The following is a 20,377-nucleotide window of genomic DNA, read 5'->3' as shown; positions in this document are numbered from 1 at the left end:
CGGGACCCGGCCGCCCCCGGAGCGGACGACAGGACCCCACACCGGCGGCCCCGGCGGAGGCCCCGCGCCCCGGACCGGCAGCCCGAGGACCGCCGGTCCCGGGCGGCAGGCGGCAGGCGGCAGGCAGCAGGCGGCGGGCGGCGGGCGGCGGGCGGCGGGCGGCGGCACGGTCGTCGACGGCCCGGGCCAATGGGTGGGCGCGGCCCACGGGCACCCGGTGGTTGATGGCAGGCGGCGCTGACCCCTATCCTGAGTTTGTGCCGCTACTAAACAAAAGCCGGACGGCCACCCCGGGGAGCGCCGGCGGAGACACCGCCGCGCCCTCCCTGACCCGCCTCCGTACCGCCCTGACCTTGTTCTTCGCACTCGACGGCTTCCTCTTCGCCGGCTGGGTGGTCCGCATCCCGGCCATCAAGCAGCAGACCGGGGCCTCCGCCGGCGACCTCGGGCTCGCCCTCCTCGGCGTGTCCGCCGGGGCGGTCGTGACGATGACGCTCACCGGCCGCCTGTGCCGGCGGTTCGGCAGCCACCCCGTGACGGTCGCCTCGGCGGTGCTGCTCAGCCTGAGCATCGCGCTCCCCGCGCTGACCCACTCGGCGGTCGCTCTGGGCCTCGTCCTGCTGGTCTTCGGCACCGCGTACGGCAGCATCAACGTGGCCATGAACAGCGCCGCCGTCGATCTCGTGGCCGCGCTGCGCCGCCCGGTGATGCCCACGTTCCACGCCGCGTTCAGCCTCGGCGGCATGCTCGGCGCCGGGCTCGGCGGGCTGGTCGCGGGCGGCCTCTCCCCGATCGCGCACCTCGTCGGCCTCACGGTCGCGGGCCTCGCCCTGACGGCCGCCGCGGGCCCCGTACTCCTGCGGCACCCCTCCCCCGCCGCCCCCGAGGCCGTCCCCGCCCGCACCCCCGGCGAGCGGACGCCGGAGCGCCTCGACGGCCGCTCGCGCCGGCTCGTCACCGTCTTCGGGGTGATCGCCCTGTGCACGGCGTACGGCGAGGGGGCCCTGGCCGACTGGGGGGCGCTGCACCTGGAGCAGGACCTGCACGCCCACCCCGGCGCGGCAGCCGCCGGCTACTCGCTGTTCGCGCTCGCCATGACCGCCGGGCGGCTGTCCGGTACGGCGCTTCTGGAGCGGCTGGGCCAGACCCGCACCCTGGTCGCGGGTGGGGCGACCGCGGCCGTCGGCATGCTGCTGGGCGCCCTGGCGCCGACGGTCGGGCTCGCGCTGGCCGGCTTCGCCGTGACCGGTCTGGGCCTGGCGAACATCTTCCCGGTCGCCGTCGCCAGGGCGGGCGCCGTGGCCGGCGCCGATGGGGTGGCCGCCGCCTCGACGCTGGGGTACGGCGGGATGCTGCTCGGCCCGCCCGCGATCGGGTTCCTCGCCGACTGGTTCTCGCTGCCGGTCGCGCTGACGACCGTGGCGGTACTGGCCGCGGGCGCGGCGGTCACCGGGTACGCGGTGCGCGACGCGTCGGTCGCGGAGCCGGCCGGCGCGACCCGTCCGTCCCGCCCCGCCGGTGCGCTCCGTACGGACGACCGGACCGGGGACGCCGCCCGGGTGTGACCGTTCGGCCGCTCCGGCCGGACCCGCCGTACCGGCCTCCCGGGGCCGTTCCGGCCGGGCGGCCGCGCTGGCAGAATCACGCCATGGAGATCTCCGAGCACATCAAATACCTGGCCTCGGACGGCCAGTTGCTCGCCGACGCGGCCGAGCTGACAGGTCCCGACGCGCCGGTCCCGGCCTGCCCCGGCTGGTACGTGCGGGACCTGCTGCGCCACACGGGGGCGGTGCACCGATGGGCCACCGCCTTCGTGGCGGAGGGCTACACCTCACCCCGCCCGTTCCCGGCCGAACCCGACCTGGACGGCGGGGAACTGCTCGACTGGTTCCGCGAGGGCCACGGCCGGCTGGTCGCCGCGCTGACCGGGGCCCCCGACGCCCTGGAGTGCTGGACGTTCCTGCCCGCCCCCTCGCCCCGCGCGTTCTGGGCCCGCCGCCAGGCGCACGAGACCGCGGTGCACCGGGTGGACGCGCAGTCGGCGCTGGGCACGGAAGTGGCGGACCCGGCACCGGCGTTCGCCGCCGACGGGATCGACGAGCTGCTGCGCGGCTTCCACGCCAGGGAGAAGAGCCGGGTGCGTACCCCCGAACCGGGCGTCCTGCGCGTCCGGGCCACGGACACCGGCGACGTGTGGACCGTCCACCTGTCGGATCGCGTTCCGCGCGCGGAGCGGACGGCCGAGGGCCCGGCGGACTGCGAACTGAGCGGCCCGGCCGCGCACCTGTACCTGACCCTGTGGAACCGGCCGCCCACGGCCACCGGCGGGACCGCGGCCGTCACCGTCTCGGGGGACGAGCGACTGGCCCGGCTGTGGCGGGAGACGTCCGCCGTCGTCTAAGGCGCAGGAACGTCTTTCACGGCTCGGTCACTCTCGCCGCCGGTCCCGCCCCCGGTCGGCCTCAGCCCACCGCCTTCTTCACGAGGCTGCTGATGAGCTGTTCGTCGGCGGCGGTCAGCTCCTTCAGGGCGTAGGCGGTCGGCCACATGGCGCCGTCGTCGAGTGCCGCCTGGTCGCTGAAGCCGAGCGTGGCGTACCGCGACTTGAACTTCTGCGCGCTCTGGAAGTGGCAGACGACCTTGCCGTCCCTGGCGTACGCGGGCATCCCGTACCAGAGCCTGGGCGCGAGGTCGGGAGCGGCGGTCCTGACGATTTCGTGGATCCGCTCGGCAAGGACCCGGTCCGCTTCCGGCATCTCCGCGATCTTCGCCAGCACGTCCTGCTCCGCTGCCGCCTCCTTCTCCGCCCGGGACGAACCACGCCGCGCCGCCGTCTTCTTCTGCTCGCGTGCGTGCTCCTTCATCGCGGCCCGCTCCTCGGCGGTGAATCCGTCGTACTTCTCGGCGGGCGTGCCGGAGTTCTCGGCGGGCGACTTCGTGGACGGCATAGCGGGTTTCCTCTCGTACGAAGTGGGAGACGGCGGTGCGGATGTACGGGACCGGAAGTCAGGACGGTGTGGGAGCGGGCGGCGCGGCGGCCTCCCAGGCGAAGCCGTCCGGGTCGGTGAAGGCGTCGGAGGTGCCGCCGAGGACGACGCGGTGCGAGCCGGTGCCGTCGGCGGGGACGCCGAGGTCCTTGGCCAGCGCGCGGCGCTTGTACAACGCCAGCTTGACGGGGCTGGACTGACCGGGGGCGAACTCGGCGTACTTGCCGCCGAAGCTCTTGGCCACGGTCAGGCCCCGGCCCACGTAGAACTGCTTGCTGGCTTTCACGGCGTCGACACCGAGCAGCAGGACGACCTCGTCGATCTCGCGGGTGGCGGGGCCGGTGTCCTTCTTCGCCGAGGTCGCGATCTTCCAGATCGTCCCGTCCGGGGCCTGGACGACGCCGCCGTAACCCCACAGCGACTTCGTGGCGGGCTTCAGCACCGCGGCACCGGCGTCCACGGCGGCGGCGACGAAGCCGTCGACGGTGGCCGGCCCGGACACTGTGAGCGCCAGGGTGAAGCCGCGAAATCCAGTCGAGTGCGCCTCGGACGCCCGCAGGCGTATGTACGTGTCCACGCCGAAGGCGCCGTAGAAGCGGCGGGCGGCCTCGGGGTCGGCCACCTCAAGGGTGACGGACGCGAGGACGGTGTGGGCTGCGGTGGAAGTGGTGGTTGCCATGTCCATCACGCTAGGGGCTGGGCGGTGGCCGGGGCTTCTCGATTCCTGACCGGTCTCGCCACTTGCTTGGCCACGCACGCGGGCATCCCCTCCACCGTGATCGCCGAGCCCGCGGCACTGGCCGTATTCGCGGCATCGGCAGAGTCGGACGCGGCATCTGCCGCCTGCCGCCGGAAGGCCCCGGGCGGCATGCCGACCAGCTCGGTGAAGCGGGTGGTGAACGTACCCAGCGACGCGCAGCCGACCGCGAAGCAGACCTCGGTGACGCTGAGATCGCCCCGCCGCAGCAGCGCCGTCGCCCGCTCGATGCGACGTGTCATCAGATACGCGTACGGCGACTCACCGTAGGCGGCCCGGAACTGCCGACTCAGGTGCCCGGCGGACATGTGCACATCGCGAGCGAGCGCCTCCACGTTCAGCGGCTGCGCGTACTCCCTGTCGATCCGGTCGCGGACGCGACGCAGCCGCGCGAGATCAGCCAGGCGCTGCGCCTGGACGCGTGCACGCCGCCACTCGGTCTGGCACATGAGAACACTCCCCTTTTTCATCTTTCATCGACGTCTACGAGCGCCCTGGGGTGCCTGCCGAGGCAGGCACCCCACGGGCGCTCGGTGGTGACGACCGGCTCCGCCGGAGTCGACCAGCCGGTCGAGCCACTGCTGGTCAGCAGCGGGACTGAGCCCTGCCCCACGGCCGATTCGACGAGATTCCGCACGCGGTCCTGGTGGGCGGCCGGCAGGGCGGACACCTCTGCGCCGGTACGCCGCCGCGTTCCTTGCGGATAGTCGCGATGCCGGCCGGCACGGCGGCATCGACACCCCGCACGGCTCAGCGAAGCTCCTGGATGCGGACCAGGTTGCCCGCAGGGTCGCGGAAGGCGCAGTCGCGGATGCCGTACGGCTGCAGGGTCGGCTCCTGGACGACCTCGGTATCACCGGCCTGCACCTTCTCGAACGTGGCGTCGAGGTCCGGGGTGGCCAGCAGGATCCAGCCGTAGGTGCCCTTGGCCATCATCTCCGTGATGGTGCGGCGCTCGTCTTCGGTGACTCCCGGGTCGGCAGCCGGCGGCGCCAGAAGGATCGACGTATCGGGCTGACCGGCCGGGCCGACCGTGATCCAGCGCATCCTGCCCTGACCGACGTCGCTGCGAACCTCGAAGCCGAGGACGTCGCGGTAGAAGGCGAGCGACGCATCGGGGTCGTCGTGCGGGAGGGAACTTGTGTGAATGGTGATGTCCATGACCGGCAGGTTAGAGGCGGCTCCGCGACCCGCGCTTCTCGATTCCCGCTCGATCCGGGCACGTTCGGACGCTCACGGGCATGTCACTCGGAGAGGTGCCGGCCGGGACCGATCCGCGAGACCCACGCGCGGTGCCGGTACCCGCCTACGGCGAACAGCTCGCCGGTCCGTTGAAGGTCGCGGTCGTGGAGGACCCCGGCGTACACGGCGTCCACCCCACGGTTCGCGGAGCCATCGCGACCGCGGCCGACGCACTCCGCGACGCCGGGTACGACGTGCGGGAGGTGGCGGACATTCCGCGGCTGGACGAGGCCCTGGAGGCGTACGGCCGGATCACTGTGACCGAGTTCGCCCCGGCCTGGCCGGTGGTGCTCAAGCTCTTCGGCAGGGGCGGGGACCGCTATATCGGGATGACGATGGAGCAGACCCCGCCCGCGAGCGTGGACGAGTTCATGAAGTTGATGGGCACCTGGACGAGCATCCGCCGCTCATTGGTCGATTCCTCGACGAATACTCACTGAAACCCGGCCGGGGCAGGGCCGGTCAGGCCCGGTCGGCGAGCATCCGGGCGAGCACGGCGCGCTGGAGGGGTTGCGCCTCCGCGTGCCGTGCCCGGCCCGTGTCGGTCAGGGCCACCCGTACGCCGCGCCGGTCCTCGCTGCACATGCCGCGGGACACCAGGCCCTCCTTCTCCAGTCGCGCGACCAGCCGCGACAGGGCGCTCTGGCTGAGGTGTACGCGGGAGGCGAGCTCCTGCACCCGGTAGGCGCAGCCGCCGTCCTCCGCCGCCCCTTCGGCGAGCACGTCGAGAACCTCGAAATCGCTGGCGCCGAGCCCGAACCGGTGCAGCGCGCGGTCGAGTTCGCACATCGTGCGGGCATGCACGGAGAGCACGTCGCGCCACTGTTCCACGAGCGCCCGCTCGGACTTCGTCACCGCCATGCACCCACGTTAGCAGGGAAGACACCCTTCGTTGCATCGGAATTAAATGCATTTGCATTCAATGCATGCGCATGTACTCTGCTGCGCATGACCTCTCCGCTCAACACCCCTTCCCCCGCCGTGGGTTCGGCCACGGACGAACGCTGGAGCCCCCGCCTGTGGGGCACCTTGCTGGTGCTGTGCGCCGCCATGTTCCTCGACGCCCTCGACGTCTCCATGGTCGGCGTCGCCCTGCCGTCCATCGCCGGCGACCTCGGCCTGTCGACCGCGACCCTCCAGTGGATCGTGAGCGGCTACATCCTCGGCTACGGCGGTCTCCTGCTGCTCGGCGGTCGCGCGGCCGACCTCCTCGGCCGGCGCCGCGTCTTCCTCGTCGCCCTCGGCGTCTTCGCCCTGGCCTCACTGCTCGGCGGACTCGTGGACTCGGGCCCGCTGCTGATCGCGAGCCGCTTCATCAAGGGCCTGAGCGCCGCCTTCACCGCGCCCGCCGGCCTCTCGATCATCACCACCACGTTCAAGGAGGGTCCGCAGCGCAACCGGGCACTGTCGATCTACACCACCTGCGCCGCCACCGGCTTCTCCATGGGCCTGGTGCTGTCCGGGCTGCTCACCGAGCTGAGCTGGCGCTGGACCATGCTGCTGCCCGCGCCCATCGCGCTGATCGCCCTGGTCGCCGGGGTGCGGATGATCCCGCACAGCGACCGTGAGGACACCCGCGGCGGTTACGACGTCCCGGGCGCCGTCACCGGGACCGGAGCCATGCTGCTGCTGGTGTTCACCGTGGTCCAGGCACCCGAGGTGGGCTGGACCTCCGCCCGTACGCTGCTGTCGTTCCTGGCCACGGCGATCCTGCTGGCCGCCTTCGTGGCCATCGAACGGCGCAGCGCGAGCCCGCTGCTGCGGCTCGGTGTGCTCCGCTCCGGTACGCAGCTGCGCGCCCAGCTCGGCGCCGCCGCGTTCTTCGGCTCGTACGTCGCCTTCCAGTTCATCGTCACCCAGTACATGCAGTCGCTGCTCGGCTGGAGCGCCCTGCAGACCGCGCTCGCGTTCCTGCCGGCCGGTCTCCTGGTGGCGCTCTCCTCCACCAAGGTCGGCGACGTGGTGGACCGGTTCGGTACGCCCCGGGTGATCGCGACGGGCTTCACGTTCCTGGTCGCCGCGTACGCGATCTTCCTCCAGGTCGACCTGACCCCGCGCTACGCGGCCGTCGTCCTGCCCTCGATGCTGCTGCTCGGCGCGGCCTGCGCGCTGACGTTCCCGTCCCTCAACATCCAGGCCACCAACGGTGTGCCCGACGACGAGCAGGGCATGGTGTCGGGACTGCTCAACACCTCCGTCCAGGTCGGGGGGGCCGTCTTCCTCGCCGTCGTGACCGCCGTGATCACGGCCGGTGGCCACCAGGGCACCTCGCCCGCCTCCCCGCAGGCGGTACTGGACAGCTTCCGGCCGGGTCTCGCCGTGGTGACGGCCATCGCCCTCGCCGGGCTGCTGATCACCCTCACCGGCCTGCGCGCCGACCGCCGTGCGCGGAAGCCCCGGCCGTCGGTCGTGGTCGCGAAGTCGCCCGGTGCGCGGGCGGAGAAGGCCGAGCCCGTCGGCGTACGGGACTGATCGGCCGGGGACGCGGCGCGCGCCGGCGGGCGCGGACTTGCCCACCGGCCGCGCGCTTGTGACACTCGGCCGATGGGGAATCGCACGCAGGCCCAACGGGACGCCATGACCGTCGAGATCGGGTACGCCCTGGTGACGGGGGTGTTCCTCGCGGCCGGGGTGTTCGTCCTGGGCGCCGCGCCCGTGCTCGTACTGGATCTGGCGGGCGGCGCGGCGCGGGGCGTGCTGGTGGTGGCGGCGACGCTGGCCGGTCTGGCGTTCCTGGCGCGTGTCACGCGGGTGTTGTGGCGCTTCGGGGACGGACCGCGTGTCCGGGCGGCCGGGGCTCGGCGTACCGGGCCCGGCTCGTAGGGCGGGCGTTCACCGCGACGGCCGGGGGTGGCCTCGTCACCCGGGCTCGGCCACGGCGGAGAACTCCACCACCACGTCGTACAGACCCGGGTTCGGCGTGACCGGCGCCGGGGCGTCCTCACGAGCCTCCCGGGTGCGCTCCTGGAACTCGGGGTCCGCGGTGGCGGCCTCCCACGCCTCCCGGCTCCGCCAGTGCGACACGTTGACGAGCTGGAACCGCGTCTCCGACGAGCGCGCCCGGTGCAGGCGCGTGTCGAGGAAGCCCGGCTTGGCGCTCATCAGCGCGGCGCGCCGCTCCCACTGGGCGACGAACGCGTCGACCTGGTCGGCCGCGATGTCGAAGACGTTGATGAATGTGACGGAGGAGCCGGGCTCACCCTCGGGCCGGCTGTCGGTGGTCGTCATGGCGCACTCCTGGAACGGTCGGCGCGGCCCGGCCGGTTCACCGCCGACCGGCTCACGGTGGTCGTGCCCGCCGCGTGCGGGCGGCGGGTCGGAGCGTACCGAACACCGCGACGGGCGGCACCGCGCACTCCGTCAGGTGCGGGGCCCTGCGGGGACGAGGACGCCGGGCACCGGCGGTGCCGGCGAACCCCCGGAGCTCACCGGTGGCCGCTTCCCGCGCACGGTCACCGGCCGGTCCGGGACCGGCCGTGCCCGTGGCACCGGCGCATCCACCGGTGGCACGGGCGGGCGGACGACGGGCTACCGCCGGCGGTCCAGGGCGTCCAGGGCGCGGCGGGCGGCGGCCGAGCCGCGGACCAGGCTCGCGAGGGTGGCGGCCCCTCGGGTGATGTCGGCGAACGCCCGCCACGCCGGGCGGAAGCCGGTGATCGTCGCGTGGAGCAGGCCCGGCCGCTTCTCGAACAGGGCGAGCATGCGGCGTCCGACCGCCATCTCGACGCCCAGCCCGGCCTTGATGGCGAACGCGTAGTTCAGTGCCTGGCGCCGCGCGTCCACCGCGTCGTTCGCCTCGGCCATCCGTACCGCCCATTCGCCCGCCAGCCGCCCGGACCGCAGCGCGAAGGAGATGCCCTCCCGGGTCCACGGCTCCAGCAGGCCCGCCGCGTCGCCGCAGACCAGCACCCGCCCGCGCGACAGCGGCGAGTCGTCGCTCCGGCACCGCGTGAGGTGCCCGGACGAGATCGCGGGCTCGAACCCGGCGAGCCCGAGCCGGGCGATGAAGTCGTCCAGGTACCGCTTGGTGGCCGATCCCTCGCCCCGCGCCGAGATCACGCCGACGGTCAGCGTGTCGCCCTTGGGGAAGACCCAGCCGTAACTGCCGGGCAGCGGGCCCCAGTCGATGAGCACCCGCCCCGCCCAGTCCTCCGCGACCGTCTCCGGAACCGGGATCTCCGCCTCCAGGCCGAGGTCGACCTGGTCCAGCTTCACGCCGACGTGCGCGCCTATCCGGCTGGCGCTGCCGTCCGCGCCGACGACCGCCCGCGCGAGCACGACCTCCCCGTCCGCCAGGACGACCGCGACCGTCCGCCGGTCCGGCACCGTCGTACCGTGCTGCTCGACCCGCGACACCGTGACGCCGGTGCGGAGCTCGGCGCCCGCCTTCCGCGCCTGCTCGACCAGACCCGCGTCGAACTCGGACCGGTCGATCAGCCCGAACAGCATGCGCTTTGAGCGCCGGGTCCTGGCGAAACGGCCGTTCAGCGAGAACGTGACCGCGTGCACCCGGTCGCGCAGGGGCAGCTCGAACCCGGGGGGCAGAGCGTCGCGCGAGGGGCCGATGATGCCTCCGCCGCACGTCTTGTAGCGCGGCAGGTCCGCCTTCTCCAGCAGGAGCACCCGGCGGCCCGCGACGGCCGCCGCGTACGCCGCGGACGCTCCCGCCGGCCCGGCGCCGACCACGACGACATCCCACACCGGCGCGGAGTATCCGTTGCCGGCGTCTGCGTTCTCGCTGCTCACGATGTGCTTCTGCTCCTGATCCCGACTGGTCCGGACTGGTCCCGACTGGTCCCGACTGGTCCGGCCTGATCCCGACCGATCCCGACCGATTGGCCCGTGCCTGTGGTCGCATCCTACGGCGCGGGCCTCCGTCACCCGCTGTGGGAGGATCGGACGCGCGTTCGCCGTGCAACCACACGCAACGCCTGTCTCAACGTCGCACCCATCAGGAGCGTGCCCATGACCGCCCAGCCGAGCCGGCCGATCCCGCCGATCGCCGCGACCGTCGCCTCGTTGATGCCCCGCGCGAAGGCGGAGCTCACGGAACTGGTGGCGTTCCGGTCGGTGGCGGACCCGGCGCAGTTCCCGCCGAGCGAGTGCCGGGCCGCGGCGGACTGGGTCGCGGACGCGCTGCGGGCGGAGGACTTCCAGGACGTGTCGGTGTTCGACACCCCGGACGGTTCGCAGTCGGTGTACGGCTACCTGCCCGGCCCCGAGGGGGCGCCGACGGTGCTGCTGTACGCCCACTACGACGTGCAGCCGCCGCTCGACCCGGCCGGCTGGGTCACCCCGCCGTTCGAGCTGACCGAGCGGGAGGACGGGCGCTGGTACGGACGCGGGGCCGCCGACTGCAAGGGCGGCTTCATCATGCATCTGCTGGCTCTGCGGGCCCTGAAGGCGAACGGCGGGGTACCGGTCGGTGTCAAGGTCATCGCCGAGGGCTCGGAGGAGCAGGGCACGGGCGGCCTGGAGCGGTACGCCGAGGCGCACCCCGAGCTGCTGGCGGCGGACGCCATCGTGATCGGCGACGCCGGCAACTTCCGGGCCGGGCTGCCGACCGTCACGGCGACGCTGCGCGGGATGACGATGGTGCGCGTCACGGTGGACACCCTGCGGGGCAACCTGCACTCGGGGCTGTTCGGCGGGGCCGCGCCGGACGCGCTGGCCGCGCTCATCCGCCTGTTGGACTCACTGCGGGCGGAGGACGGTTCGACCGCGGTGGACGGCCTGGACGCCGAGGGTGCCTGGCAGGGTCTGCGGTACGAGGAGGAGGACTTCCGCCGGGACGCCAAGGTCCTCGACGGTGTGGGGCTGATCGGTCACGGTTCGGTCGGCGACCGGCTGTGGGCGCGCCCGGCCGTCACCGTCATGGGCATCGACTGCCCGCCGGTGGTCGGCGCCACGCCGTCGGTGCACGCCACCGCGCGTGCCCAGATCAGCCTGCGGGTGCCGCCCGGGCAGGACGCCGCCGAGGCGACGAAGCTGCTGACCGCGCACCTGGAGGCGCACACGCCGTGGGGCGCGCGGGTGTCGGTGGAGCAGGTCGGGCAGGGGCAGCCGTTCCGGGCGGACGTCGGCAGCCCGGCGTACACCTCGATGGCCGACGCGCTGGGGGCCGCGTACCCCGGCCAGGAGATGCAGATCGCGGGCATGGGCGGCTCGATCCCGCTGTGCAACACGCTGGCGGCGCTCTACCCGGACGCGGAGATCCTGCTGATCGGCCTGAGCGAGCCGGAGGCGCAGATCCACGCGGTGAACGAGAGCGTGTCGCCGGACGAGCTGGAGCGCATGTCAGTCGCGGAGGCGCTGTTCCTGGTCAACTACGCCGCCGCCCGGCGGGGTTGAGCCGACAGCGGATCTGCGCACAGCAGAGCGGACGGCGGCGGCGGGCGGCGGTGCGTACGTTCGCCGCATGACCGACAACGCGGATGTGGACGTCATCGAGGTACGGCCCGGTCTGCTCATGCTGCGCTTCCCGGTCGGGCAGGCGTACCTGTGGGTGGACGGGGACGACGACCTGACACTGATCGACGCGGGCTGGGCGGGTGCGGCGCGGCGGATCGAGGAGGCGGTACGGAGCCGGGGCCTGCGTCCGGAGGGGCTGCGGCGGATCGTGCTCACCCACTGCCACCGCGACCACGTGGGCGCGGCGGGCGAGCTGGCCGCGCGGTACGGCGCGGAGGTGGTGGCCCACGCCCTGGACGCCCCGGTCGTCCGGGGCGAGGCTCCGGTCCCGGATCCGGTCCTGCTGGACTGGGAGGTGCCGCTGTACGAGCACGGGCTGACGGTCCCGGTGGCGCCGCCGACCCGGGTGGACCGGGAGGTCCGGGACGGGGACGGGCTCGGCTTCGGCGACGGGGCGCGGGTGGTGCACACGCCGGGCCACACGGACGGTTCCCTCGCGGTGCACCTGCCGCGGCACGGTGTGCTGTTCACGGGCGACACGGTGGCATCGGTGGGGCGGGTGGCGCTCGGTGTGTTCCATGTGGACCGTGAGCGCGCCGGTGCGTCGATGCGCCGCCTGGCCGGGCTGGCGCCTGACACGGTGTGCTTCGGGCACGGCGACCCGCTGACGGGCGGCGCGGCGGCCGCGTTACGGGCGGCGGCGGAGCGGGACGCCCCGGTTCCGCGGCGGTAGGGCGGGGGCCGGCTCCCCCGGCCCCATGCCCCCGGCACCCGACTGCACGCCGCCGGCCCCGGGGCCGGTACCGTCAGCCGACCGGAATGCCGGCCTCCAGGTTCAGCACGGTGCCGCGTTCGCGGGCGCGCAGCGCCCAGCGGAGGCGCTCGTAGCGGGCCGGGGGCAGCATCCCGGAGGCCTCGTCCTCGGTGACGAACCGCCAGCCGCGCAGCTCGGCGCCCGGCAGCAGCACGCCCCGGGCCTGGGCGGCGGTGAGCCGGCCGCCGTCGAAGAGGAGCCGGAGGCCGCCGTAGCCGGGCGGCCGCGGCGGCTCCCAGTCGACGAGCAGCAGCCTGGGCACGACGTCCAGTTCGAGGCCGATCTCCTCGGCGACCTCCCGCATCCCGGCGCGGGCCGGCGGCTCCCCGCGCTCGACGACCCCGCCGGGGAACTCCCAGCCGGGCTTGTAGGTGGGGTCGACGAGCAGCACGCGGTCCTGCTCGTCGAAGAGGAGGACCCCGGCGGCGAGGGTCTCACCGGTCGGCTCCGGCGTCTGGACGATCCCGCACGCGCCGGCCGCCCCGGTGCGTACCGCCTCGGCTATGGCGCGCGCGGTCTGGGCCGGGGTGAGGCGGCCGTTGTCGACGGCGTGGGCGTCGGTGGACAGCCAGCCGCCGAGCGCCGCGAGGTACGGCTCGATGTGGTCGTACGCCCACTGCCGGATCCGCTCGTTGGCCTCCGGGTCGCCCTCCACTTCCTCGCGACCGCCGATACGGGTGCGCAGTATCGTTTCGTCCGGGGTGAGCACCACGTGGTGGACGGCGACGCGGCGGGCGGCGAGCCCGCCGAAGATCTCGTCGCGGTACTCCTGGCGCAGCAGCGTCATCGGCACCACCAGTACGCCGCCGACCTCGGCGAGCAACGCGGCGGCGGCGTCCACGACCATCCGCCGCCACATCGGCAGGTCCTGGTAGTCCGTCACCTCGGCGAGCCGCTTCTGCGGCAGCAGGTGCCGCAGCGCTCCACCGATGATCTCGGGGTCGTAGACGGTGCTGTTAGGGATCAGGTCGACCAGTTCGCGCGCGGCACTCGTCTTGCCGGCACCGAACGCACCGTTGATCCAGACGATCACGGTTCCCCCTCCTCCGTAGCCCCCAGTGGCTTGCCCGCAACACCCTGCCACGGAAACCCGCCCGGGCACGCGGGTGTCCGATCGGCCACACAACTGTGGCCGGGCTGTTGCGCTTCCGTCGCGTCCGACGGGGAACCAGAAACGTCTCACGGTACGAAGGGATGGCCGCTCGGGGCGTGACACTCCCGGGCGGGTGTCGTTGGAGCAGGCGATGGACAGGGGGTGCGCGATGGCACGCACGGTGTTGGAGAGGTTCCCGGCGGGAGGCCCGCGGGGCTCGTGGCCGGCCGAGGAGTTCGCCCAGGCGCGGCGCGACGAGGGCCTGGCGGCGGAGGTCGTGATGGACATCGAGGCGGACGCGTTCCTGGTGATCATGCACCAGCCCCGCGCGCCGCAGCCCCGCGCGACGCACTCCGGCGCGCCCGAGCCCCGCGTCGAGGCCGTCGCGCGCTGACGGCGGGTCAGCCGGTGAAGGTCACCGCGGCGGTGGTACCGCGCCGGTCCGGGGCCGCGGCGGCGGCCGCGCCGAGGAGGCCGGCGTCCGCGCCGGTGAGGGCCGGGGCGACGGTGAGGCGCCGGACGAAGGAGAGCGTGGCGTAGTCGCGCAGGGACCGGCGCAGCGGGGCGAACAGGACGTCACCGGCGCCCGCCACCCCGCCGCCGATCACCGCGATGTCGACCTCGACGAGCGTCGCCGTGGCGGCTATCCCGGCCGCCAGCGCCCGGGCGGCGCGCTCGAAGGAGGCGATGGCGATCGGGTCCCCGGCCCGGGCCGACGCCGCCACCGCGACGGCGGTGGTGTCGCCGTCGGGGCCGGGGCGCCAGCCGTTCTCCAGGGCGCGGGCGGCGATGTTGGGTCCGCTGGCGATGCGCTCGACGCAGCCGCGCGCGCCGCACGGGCAGGGGTCGCCGTCCAGGTCGACGCTGATGTGGCCGATGTGGCCGGCGTTGCCGGTCGGTCCGGTATGCAGACGGCCGCCCAGCACCAGCCCGCCGCCGACCCCGGTGGAGACCACCATGCACAGCGCGTTGTCGTAGCCCCGGGCGGCGCCCTGCCAGTGCTCGGCCGCCGTCATCGCGACGCCGTCGCCGACCAGTTCCACCGGCAGGCCGCCGGCCACCCGGCGTACCCGCTCCACGAGGGGGAAGGCCCGCCAGGCGGGAACGTTGACGGGGCTGACCGTGCCCGCCGAGGCGTCCACGGGACCCGCGCTGCCGATGCCGACGGCGCCGACGCGCGGCCACAGCGGGGACGCCGCGAGCTCGGCGAGGACCGCTTCGACGGCACCCATCACCGTCTCGGCACCCTCACGCGCCGGGGTCGGCCGCCGCGCCCGCAGCAGCATGCCACCGCTGCCGTCCACCAGGGCACCGGCGATCTTGGTGCCACCGATGTCCAGCGCGGCGACGAGGTCGGAATGCATCGGCGTCGGATCCCCCGTGAGTCGCGTGTAGGTGCGTGAGCGTCCTGGAACATCGTGGCGCGGGCCCGCACCGGTCACGGCTGCGACCGGCCGGATCTGCGCTTCCGGGCAACGCGCACGGGCGGTCCGAGAACCGCCCGCCTCAGTCTCCCCTGCGTTGACAACGTTGTCCAGGGCCTATGCTCGACGCCACAGCCTCGCACACCCACCCGCACGCCGGACGACGAACGACAGGACAGCACCTGTGGCAGAGACCACCCGCCGCCCCGCCCACCGCTACGGCAACCGGCCCACCATGAAGGACGTGGCCGCCCGCGCGGGCGTCGGGCTCAAGACCGTGTCGCGCGTGGTCAACGGCGAGGCGGGCGTCACGCCCGACACCGAACGCCGTGTCCAGGAGGCCATCGAGGCGCTCGGCTTCCGCCGCAACGACAGCGCGCGGGTTCTGCGCAAGGGCCGCACCGCCTCCGTGGGCCTGGTCCTGGAGGACCTCGCCGACCCGTTCTACGGCCCGCTCAGCCGGGCCGTGGAGGAGGTGGCCCGGGCGCACGGGGCGCTCCTGATCAACGGTTCCAGCGCCGAGGACCCGGACCGGGAGCAGGAGCTCGCGCTGGCGCTGTGCGCGCGCCGCGTCGACGGGCTGATCGTCATCCCGGCCGGTACCGACCACCGCTACCTCGAACCGGAGATGCGGGCGGGCATCGCGACCGTCTTCGTCGACCGGCCCGCGGGGCGGATCGACGCGGACGTGGTGCTGTCCGACAGCTTCGGCGGGGCCCGGGCGGGCGTCGCGCACCTGATCGCCCACGGCCACCGCCGGATCGGGTTCATCGGCGACCAGCCGCGCATCCACACCGCCGTGGAGCGGCTGCGGGGCTATCGCGCGGCGATGGAGGACGCCGAACTGACGGTGGACGACGCGTGGGTGTCGCTGGGCTCGACGGAGCCGGAGCGGGTACGGGAGGCGACGGCCGCGATGCTGTCCGGGCCCGACCCGGTGACGGCCGTCTTCGCGGGCAACAACCGGGTGACGGTGACCGCCGTGAGGGAACTGGCGGGCCGGGGGCGGCCGGTGGCGTTCGTCGGCTTCGACGACATCGAGCTCGCCGACCTCCTGGGCATCACGGTCATCGCCCAGGACGCCGCCGCGCTGGGGCGGACGGCTGCGGAGCGGCTGTTCCGGCGACTCGACGGGTTCGACGACGCCCCGGCGCGCACCGTCCTCGGCACGGCGCTGATCCCGCGCGGTTCGGGCGAGATCCCGCCGGCCTGACGCCGAGCACCGCTGCCGCGCGGTCGCGCGGCAGCGGGACGGCGCCGTGCGGCCGTGGCGGTAGCGTGCGACGGTGACGCGTGACGCGTCAGCAGACCGGCAGGCCGGGCACCGGCTGGTCGTTGTCACCGCCCTTGATGTAGACGTCGCTGACGTACACACCGGTGTTGCCGCTGTCGTCGTCCGTCCTGGCCCACCAGACGTTGGTCCACTCGCCGTGGGTCTCGCGGCGGCCCAGGTTCGCCTGGCAGTAGAAGTAGTTGGTGCCCGCGTTGAGGACGCCGGCCTCGCTGCCGTCGGCCCGGTAGGACTTCGCCGTGCGCCACACCTGGCAGTTGTGCTTCCCGCCTCCTATGGAGTGGCAGGCGGGTGCGGGGGCGGCGGCGCCGCCGGTGGGGGAGGTGGAGCCGCCGCCCGTGGTGGCCGCCCCGCCGCCGTCCGTGGAGCCGGAACCGGAACCGCCGCCCGTGCCCCCCGACCCGCCGGTGGACGTGCCGCCGCCGGTGCCCCCGTCCGTGCCGCCGCCGGTCGCCGCCGCCGCGGAGGCGGAGGCGCGCGGTGTGTCCGCCGTGGGGGGCTTCGCGGCCGACGGCTCGGAGGCGGACGGCTCGGCGCCTGGCGTCGTACCGGAGGCGGACGGCGCGGCGCCGGGGTCCAGCGGGCGGCCGGGGGCCGGGCTGCCGCCGCTATCGGTCCGGCCGCCGGCCGCCCGCTGTCCGGCGGGCCCGGTTGCGGTGTCGTCCATGAAGGCGTACGTCACGCCTCCCCCGGCGAGCAGGACGGCGGCGGTCGCCGCCGCGACGAGGAGCCTGCCCCTGCCCGTGCGGGCCGCCGGTGCGGCAGCGGCGGTGGCCACCGGGACCGGTGTCGCCGGCGCGGCCGGGTGCGGGGCGGGCGCGGGCGCCGTGGGAGGGGCGTGGCCGGCTGCCGGCGGCTCCACGGGCGCGGGGCCGAAGCCCTGCGGCTGGTGGGGCAGGACGGTCCGCTCGGTCGGGACGTACACCGGGGCCGTGTTCGCGGGCCCGGGCTCCTCCCCCCGCGCGACCGCCGCGAGCAGCCGCGCCGCGGTCGCCGCGTCCGGCCGCTGCGCCGGGTCCTTGTGCATCAGCTGCCGCAGGACGGGGGTGAGCGGGCCCGCGCGGCGTGGTTCGGGCAGCGGCTCGACGACGATCGCGGTGAGCGTCGACCACGTCGACGTACGCCGGAAGGGAGAGGCGCCCTCGACGGCCGCGTACAGGGTGGCGCCGAGCGCCCAGACGTCGGACGCGGGGCCCGGCTCCTGGCCCTGCGCGCGCTCCGGGGCGAGGTAGTCGAGCGAGCCGACGATCTCACCGCTGCGTGTCAGGTGGGTGGTGGAGCCGTCGCCCGGGTCCTCCATGGCGGCGATGCCGAAGTCGGTGAGGACGACGCGCCCTCCGCCATGGCCGTCGGCCGGGGAGGTACCCCCGCGGTCCAGGAGGACGTTGCCGGGCTTGACGTCGCGGTGGAGCACTCCGGCGGCGTGCGCCGCACCGAGCGCCTCCAGCACCTTGGCGCCGATCGCGGCGGCCTCGCGCGGGTCCAGGACGCCGCGCTCGCCGAGGACGTCGTCGAGGGATGGTCCGTCGACGAGCTCCATGACGATGACCGGGCGGCCCAGGTGGTCCGCCACGTCGTGGACGGAGATCACTCCGGGGTGGCGCACCCGTGCGGCGGCGCGTGCCTCGCGCTGCATCCGCAGCCGCAGGTCGGCCAGTTCGTGGCCGGAGGAGTCGGTGTACGTGCGGAGCTCCTTGACCGCGACCTCGCGGCCCAGGACCTCGTCGACGGCGCGCCAGACGACGCCCATCCCGCCGCGGCCGAGCTGCCGGACCACCCGGTAGCGCCCGGCGATCAGTTCGTTCTCCCCCGAAGACAACGCTGCCCCGTTCCTCTGTACACGTCATGTCGATGAACGCGTACAGAGTACGGGGCCGCTGTGACAGCGCAGACGGGCGCCGGGGAGTGTCCGGCTAGGGGGCGGTGGCGGTCAGGTCGCCCCGGCGCGGTGCGGCGAAGCCGTCGAGGTCGGCGCGGGTGAGTCCGGTGAGGCGGGCGACCTCGCCGGTGTCCAGGGCACCGCAGTCGATGCCGCGCAGCAGGTAGGAGCTGAGGGCCTTGGCGGTCGCGGGCTCGTCCATGACGTCGCCGCCGGCGTGGTTGGCGTAGGCGGACAGGCGTGCGGCGGCCTGCTCGAAGCCCTCGCGGTAGAAGGCGAAGACGGCGGCGTACCGGGTCGGCAGGTGGCCGGGGTGCATGTCCCAGCCCTGGTAGTAGGCGCGGGCCAGGGCGCGGCGGGTGAGGCCGTAGTGCAGGCGCCAGGCGTCGTGGACCTTCTCCGTGGGGCCGACGGGGAGGACGTTGGTGGAGCCGTCGGACACGCGTACGCCGGTGCCGGCGGCGGCGACCTGCATGATCGCCTTGGCGTGGTCGGCGGCCGGGTGGTCGCTGGCCTGGTGGGCGGCGGAGACGCCGAGGCAGGCGCTGTAGTCGAAGGTGCCGTAGTGCAGGCCGGTGGCGCGGCCTTCGGCGGCGTCGATCATGCGGGCGACGGTGGCCGTGCCGTCGGCGGCGAGGATGGCCTGGCTGGTCTCGATCTGGATCTCGAAGCCGAGGCGGCCGGCTTCGAGGCCGTGGGCCTTCTCGAAGGCTTCCAGCAGGCGTACGAAGGCGCCGACCTGCTCGGCGTAGGTGACTTTGGGGAGGGTGAGGACGAGGCCTTCGGGGAGTCCGCCGTGTGCCATGAGGCCGCTGAGGAAGACGTCGGTGGTGCGGATGCCCCGGTCGCGTACGGCGGCCTCCATGCACTTCATGCGGATGCCCATGTAGGGGGCGGCCGTGCCGTTCGCGTACGCGGCGGAGATCAGGCGGGCGGCACGGGCGGCGTCCGCGTCCTCCTCGGCGCCGCCCTTTCCGCCGTAGCCGTCCTCGAAGTCGACCCGGAGGTCCTCGATCGGCTCGCGCTCCAGCTTGGCCCGTACGCGCGCGTGGACGTCGTCCGCGAGCGCCTCGGGCAGGCCGAGGACCTTGGCGAGGGAGGCCGCGTCGGGGGCGTGCTCGTCGAGCATGGCGAGGGCCTGGTCGCCCCAGGAGCGGATGGTTCCGGCGTCGAACGCCTCACCGGGCACGTAGACGGTGTGGACCGGCTGGCGGGTGCCGGGGTCGCCCGGGTAGCGGCGGGCGAGCTCCTCGTCGACCGAGACGAGGGAGGCGCTGATGTCCTCGCTGACCGCGCCGGTGAGGCTCGTCGCCACCTTTTCCTGCTGACCCATTCCCACACCCTTCAGATTTCCACTACGCGGAATCAACAATCCGTATGGTGAAGCTAATGGGTGTCCAGGACATGCGTCAATGGTCCCCCCGACGACGCGGGGCCGCGCGGTGAGGTTCACCGCGCGGCCCCGGAGTCGGAGAGTTGCCGCAGGTCAGCCCTTGCGGGACTTGATCTCCTCGGTCAGCTGCGGGACGACCTGGAAGAGGTCGCCGACCACGCCGTAGTCGACCAGGTCGAAGATCGGGGCCTCGGCGTCCTTGTTGATGGCCACGATCGTCTTCGAGGTCTGCATGCCCGCGCGGTGCTGGATCGCGCCGGAGATGCCGGAGGCGATGTAGAGCTGCGGGGAGACCGACTTGCCGGTCTGGCCGACCTGGTTGGTGTGCGGGTACCAGCCGGCGTCGACGGCGGCGCGGGAGGCGCCGACGGCGGCACCGAGCGAGTCGGCCAGGTCCTCGATGATCGAGAAGTTCTCGGCGCCGTTGACACCGCGGCCGCCGGAGACCACGATCGCGGCCTCGGTCAGCTCGGGGCGGCCGGTCGACTCGCGAGGAGTGCGGGAGACGACCTTGGTGCCGGTGGCCTGCTCGGAGAACGAGACGGACAGGGCCTCGACGGCGCCCGCGGCCGGGGCGGCCTCCACGGGGGCCGAGTTCGGCTTGACCGTGATGACCGGCGTGCCCTTGGAGACGCGGGACTTGGTGGTGAAGGAGGCGGCGAACGCGGACTGCGTGGCCACCGGGCCCTCGTCCCCGGCCTCGAGGTCGACGGCGTCGGTGATGATGCCGGAACCGATGCGGACGGCGAGGCGGGCGGCGATCTCCTTGCCCTCGGCGGAGGAGGGGACGAGCACGGCGGCCGGGGAGACGGCCTCGTGGGCGGCCTGGAGCGCGTCCACCTTCGGTACGACGAGGTAGTCGGCGAACTCGGGCGCGTCGGCGGTGAGGACCTTGACCGCGCCGTGCTCGGCGAGCGTGGCGGCGGTGGCCTCGGCGCCGGAGCCGAGGGCGACGGCGACCGGCTCACCGATGCGGCGGGCCAGCGTCAGCAGCTCCAGGGTGGGCTTGCGGACGGCGCCGTCCACGTGGTCGACGTAGACGAGAACTTCAGCCATGGGACTTCAATCTCCTGCGATGCGAAGAGT

20 protein-coding genes and 1 pseudogene are annotated in these 20,377 nt (G+C 74.1%); 9 read left to right on the top strand and 12 right to left on the bottom strand.

Annotated elements, in window-relative coordinates; all coding sequences use genetic code 11:
- Positions 1–257: 257 nt before the first annotated feature.
- Both AC07DW_RS10380 and AC07DW_RS10375 read left to right on the top strand, forming a co-directional pair.
- On the top strand, positions 258–1,565 hold the full coding sequence (locus tag AC07DW_RS10380) for an MFS transporter (RefSeq protein WP_478857217.1): 1,308 nt from the start codon (positions 258–260) through the stop codon (positions 1,563–1,565).
- Between the two features lie 83 nt (positions 1,566–1,648).
- Entirely contained in the window at positions 1,649–2,401 is a 753-nt protein-coding gene (locus AC07DW_RS10375) for a maleylpyruvate isomerase family mycothiol-dependent enzyme (protein ID WP_478857216.1), read from the top strand.
- 61 nt (positions 2,402–2,462) lie between these two features.
- Here the strand turns inward: AC07DW_RS10375 and AC07DW_RS10370 are convergent, their stop codons facing one another.
- From AC07DW_RS10370 to AC07DW_RS10355, 4 genes are all read right to left on the bottom strand, one after another.
- Positions 2,463–2,948 carry an iron chaperone gene (locus tag AC07DW_RS10370; RefSeq protein ID WP_478857215.1) on the bottom strand — a complete coding sequence of 162 codons (486 nt, stop codon included), beginning with the start codon at positions 2,946–2,948 and terminating at the stop codon, positions 2,463–2,465.
- 58 nt (positions 2,949–3,006) lie between these two features.
- Entirely contained in the window at positions 3,007–3,672 is a 666-nt protein-coding gene (locus AC07DW_RS10365) for a glyoxalase (RefSeq protein ID WP_478857214.1), read from the bottom strand.
- Positions 3,672–4,193, bottom strand: coding sequence for a helix-turn-helix transcriptional regulator (locus AC07DW_RS10360; protein ID WP_478857213.1), 522 nt, complete (start codon positions 4,191–4,193; stop codon positions 3,672–3,674). The genes AC07DW_RS10365 and AC07DW_RS10360 overlap by 1 nt, the downstream gene beginning before the upstream one ends.
- A 301-nt stretch (positions 4,194–4,494) precedes the next feature.
- Positions 4,495–4,905, bottom strand: a complete 411-nt coding sequence (locus tag AC07DW_RS10355; protein WP_478857212.1) for a VOC family protein — start codon at positions 4,903–4,905, stop codon at positions 4,495–4,497.
- Between the two features lie 92 nt (positions 4,906–4,997).
- On the opposite strand from AC07DW_RS10355, the pseudogene AC07DW_RS10350 reads away from it, so the two are divergent.
- A pseudogene (locus tag AC07DW_RS10350) lies at positions 4,998–5,485 on the top strand (amidase family protein); the annotation flags it as partial.
- Here the strand turns inward: AC07DW_RS10350 and AC07DW_RS10345 are convergent.
- The gene (locus AC07DW_RS10345) at positions 5,449–5,847 is read right to left on the bottom strand and encodes a MarR family winged helix-turn-helix transcriptional regulator (protein WP_478857211.1); all 399 of its coding nucleotides are present in this window, start codon (positions 5,845–5,847) and stop codon (positions 5,449–5,451) included. The pseudogene AC07DW_RS10350 and the gene AC07DW_RS10345 sit on opposite strands and share 37 nt — an antisense overlap.
- A gap of 87 nt (positions 5,848–5,934) precedes the next feature.
- Here AC07DW_RS10345 and AC07DW_RS10340 point away from each other — a divergent pair, with 87 nt between their 5' ends.
- Positions 5,935–7,458, top strand: coding sequence for an MFS transporter (locus tag AC07DW_RS10340; protein ID WP_478857210.1), 1,524 nt, complete (start codon positions 5,935–5,937; stop codon positions 7,456–7,458).
- Between the two features lie 72 nt (positions 7,459–7,530).
- Positions 7,531–7,809 carry a DUF6332 family protein gene (locus tag AC07DW_RS10335; protein ID WP_478857209.1) on the top strand — a complete coding sequence of 93 codons (279 nt, stop codon included), beginning with the start codon at positions 7,531–7,533 and terminating at the stop codon, positions 7,807–7,809.
- Positions 7,810–7,845: 36 nt separating this feature from the next.
- Here the strand turns inward: AC07DW_RS10335 and AC07DW_RS10330 are convergent, their stop codons facing one another.
- A complete protein-coding gene (locus AC07DW_RS10330) occupies positions 7,846–8,214 on the bottom strand; it encodes an antibiotic biosynthesis monooxygenase family protein (RefSeq protein WP_478857208.1) in 369 nt (122 codons plus the stop codon).
- Between the two features lie 300 nt (positions 8,215–8,514).
- Positions 8,515–9,732: a geranylgeranyl reductase family protein gene (locus AC07DW_RS10325; protein ID WP_478857207.1), complete on the bottom strand. Its 1,218-nt coding sequence runs from the start codon at positions 9,730–9,732 to the stop codon at positions 8,515–8,517.
- A 219-nt stretch (positions 9,733–9,951) separates the two neighbouring features.
- On the opposite strand from AC07DW_RS10325, the gene AC07DW_RS10320 reads away from it, so the two are divergent.
- Both AC07DW_RS10320 and AC07DW_RS10315 read left to right on the top strand, forming a co-directional pair.
- A complete protein-coding gene (locus AC07DW_RS10320; protein ID WP_478857206.1) occupies positions 9,952–11,337 on the top strand; it encodes a M20/M25/M40 family metallo-hydrolase in 1,386 nt (461 codons plus the stop codon).
- 67 nt (positions 11,338–11,404) lie between these two features.
- The gene (locus AC07DW_RS10315; protein ID WP_478857205.1) at positions 11,405–12,130 is read left to right on the top strand and encodes an MBL fold metallo-hydrolase; all 726 of its coding nucleotides are present in this window, start codon (positions 11,405–11,407) and stop codon (positions 12,128–12,130) included.
- Between the two features lie 73 nt (positions 12,131–12,203).
- Here AC07DW_RS10315 and AC07DW_RS10310 read toward each other — a convergent pair whose 3' ends face one another.
- On the bottom strand, positions 12,204–13,244 hold the full coding sequence (locus tag AC07DW_RS10310) for an NUDIX hydrolase (protein ID WP_478857204.1): 1,041 nt from the start codon (positions 13,242–13,244) through the stop codon (positions 12,204–12,206).
- Between the two features lie 229 nt (positions 13,245–13,473).
- Between AC07DW_RS10310 and AC07DW_RS10305 the strand changes: the two genes are divergently transcribed.
- Positions 13,474–13,698, top strand: a complete 225-nt coding sequence (locus AC07DW_RS10305; protein ID WP_478857203.1) for a hypothetical protein — start codon at positions 13,474–13,476, stop codon at positions 13,696–13,698.
- Between the two features lie 7 nt (positions 13,699–13,705).
- On the opposite strand, the gene AC07DW_RS10300 is transcribed toward AC07DW_RS10305, so the two are convergent.
- Positions 13,706–14,668 carry an ROK family protein gene (locus AC07DW_RS10300; protein WP_478857202.1) on the bottom strand — a complete coding sequence of 321 codons (963 nt, stop codon included), beginning with the start codon at positions 14,666–14,668 and terminating at the stop codon, positions 13,706–13,708.
- Positions 14,669–14,912: 244 nt separating this feature from the next.
- Here AC07DW_RS10300 and AC07DW_RS10295 point away from each other — a divergent pair, with 244 nt between their 5' ends.
- Positions 14,913–15,941 (top strand): LacI family DNA-binding transcriptional regulator, encoded by a 1,029-nt coding sequence (locus tag AC07DW_RS10295; RefSeq protein ID WP_478857201.1) that lies wholly within the window; start codon positions 14,913–14,915, stop codon positions 15,939–15,941.
- 88 nt (positions 15,942–16,029) lie between these two features.
- On the opposite strand, the gene AC07DW_RS10290 is transcribed toward AC07DW_RS10295, so the two are convergent.
- The 3 genes from AC07DW_RS10290 to AC07DW_RS10280 all read right to left on the bottom strand — a co-directional run bounded on the left by AC07DW_RS10290 (position 16,030) and on the right by AC07DW_RS10280 (position 20,347).
- A complete protein-coding gene (locus AC07DW_RS10290) occupies positions 16,030–17,838 on the bottom strand; it encodes a serine/threonine-protein kinase (protein WP_478857200.1) in 1,809 nt (602 codons plus the stop codon).
- Between the two features lie 94 nt (positions 17,839–17,932).
- Complete coding sequence (locus AC07DW_RS10285; protein WP_478857199.1) at positions 17,933–19,231, bottom strand: DUF6986 family protein; 1,299 nt, start codon at positions 19,229–19,231, stop codon at positions 17,933–17,935.
- A 153-nt stretch (positions 19,232–19,384) separates the two neighbouring features.
- Entirely contained in the window at positions 19,385–20,347 is a 963-nt protein-coding gene (locus tag AC07DW_RS10280) for an electron transfer flavoprotein subunit alpha/FixB family protein (RefSeq protein WP_478857198.1), read from the bottom strand.
- Between the last annotated feature and the right edge of the window lie 30 nt (positions 20,348–20,377).

The sequence above is a fragment of the Streptomyces sp. NPDC045701 genome (genome assembly GCF_056432045.1).
This window is presented reverse-complemented; position numbering and strand designations above follow the sequence as displayed.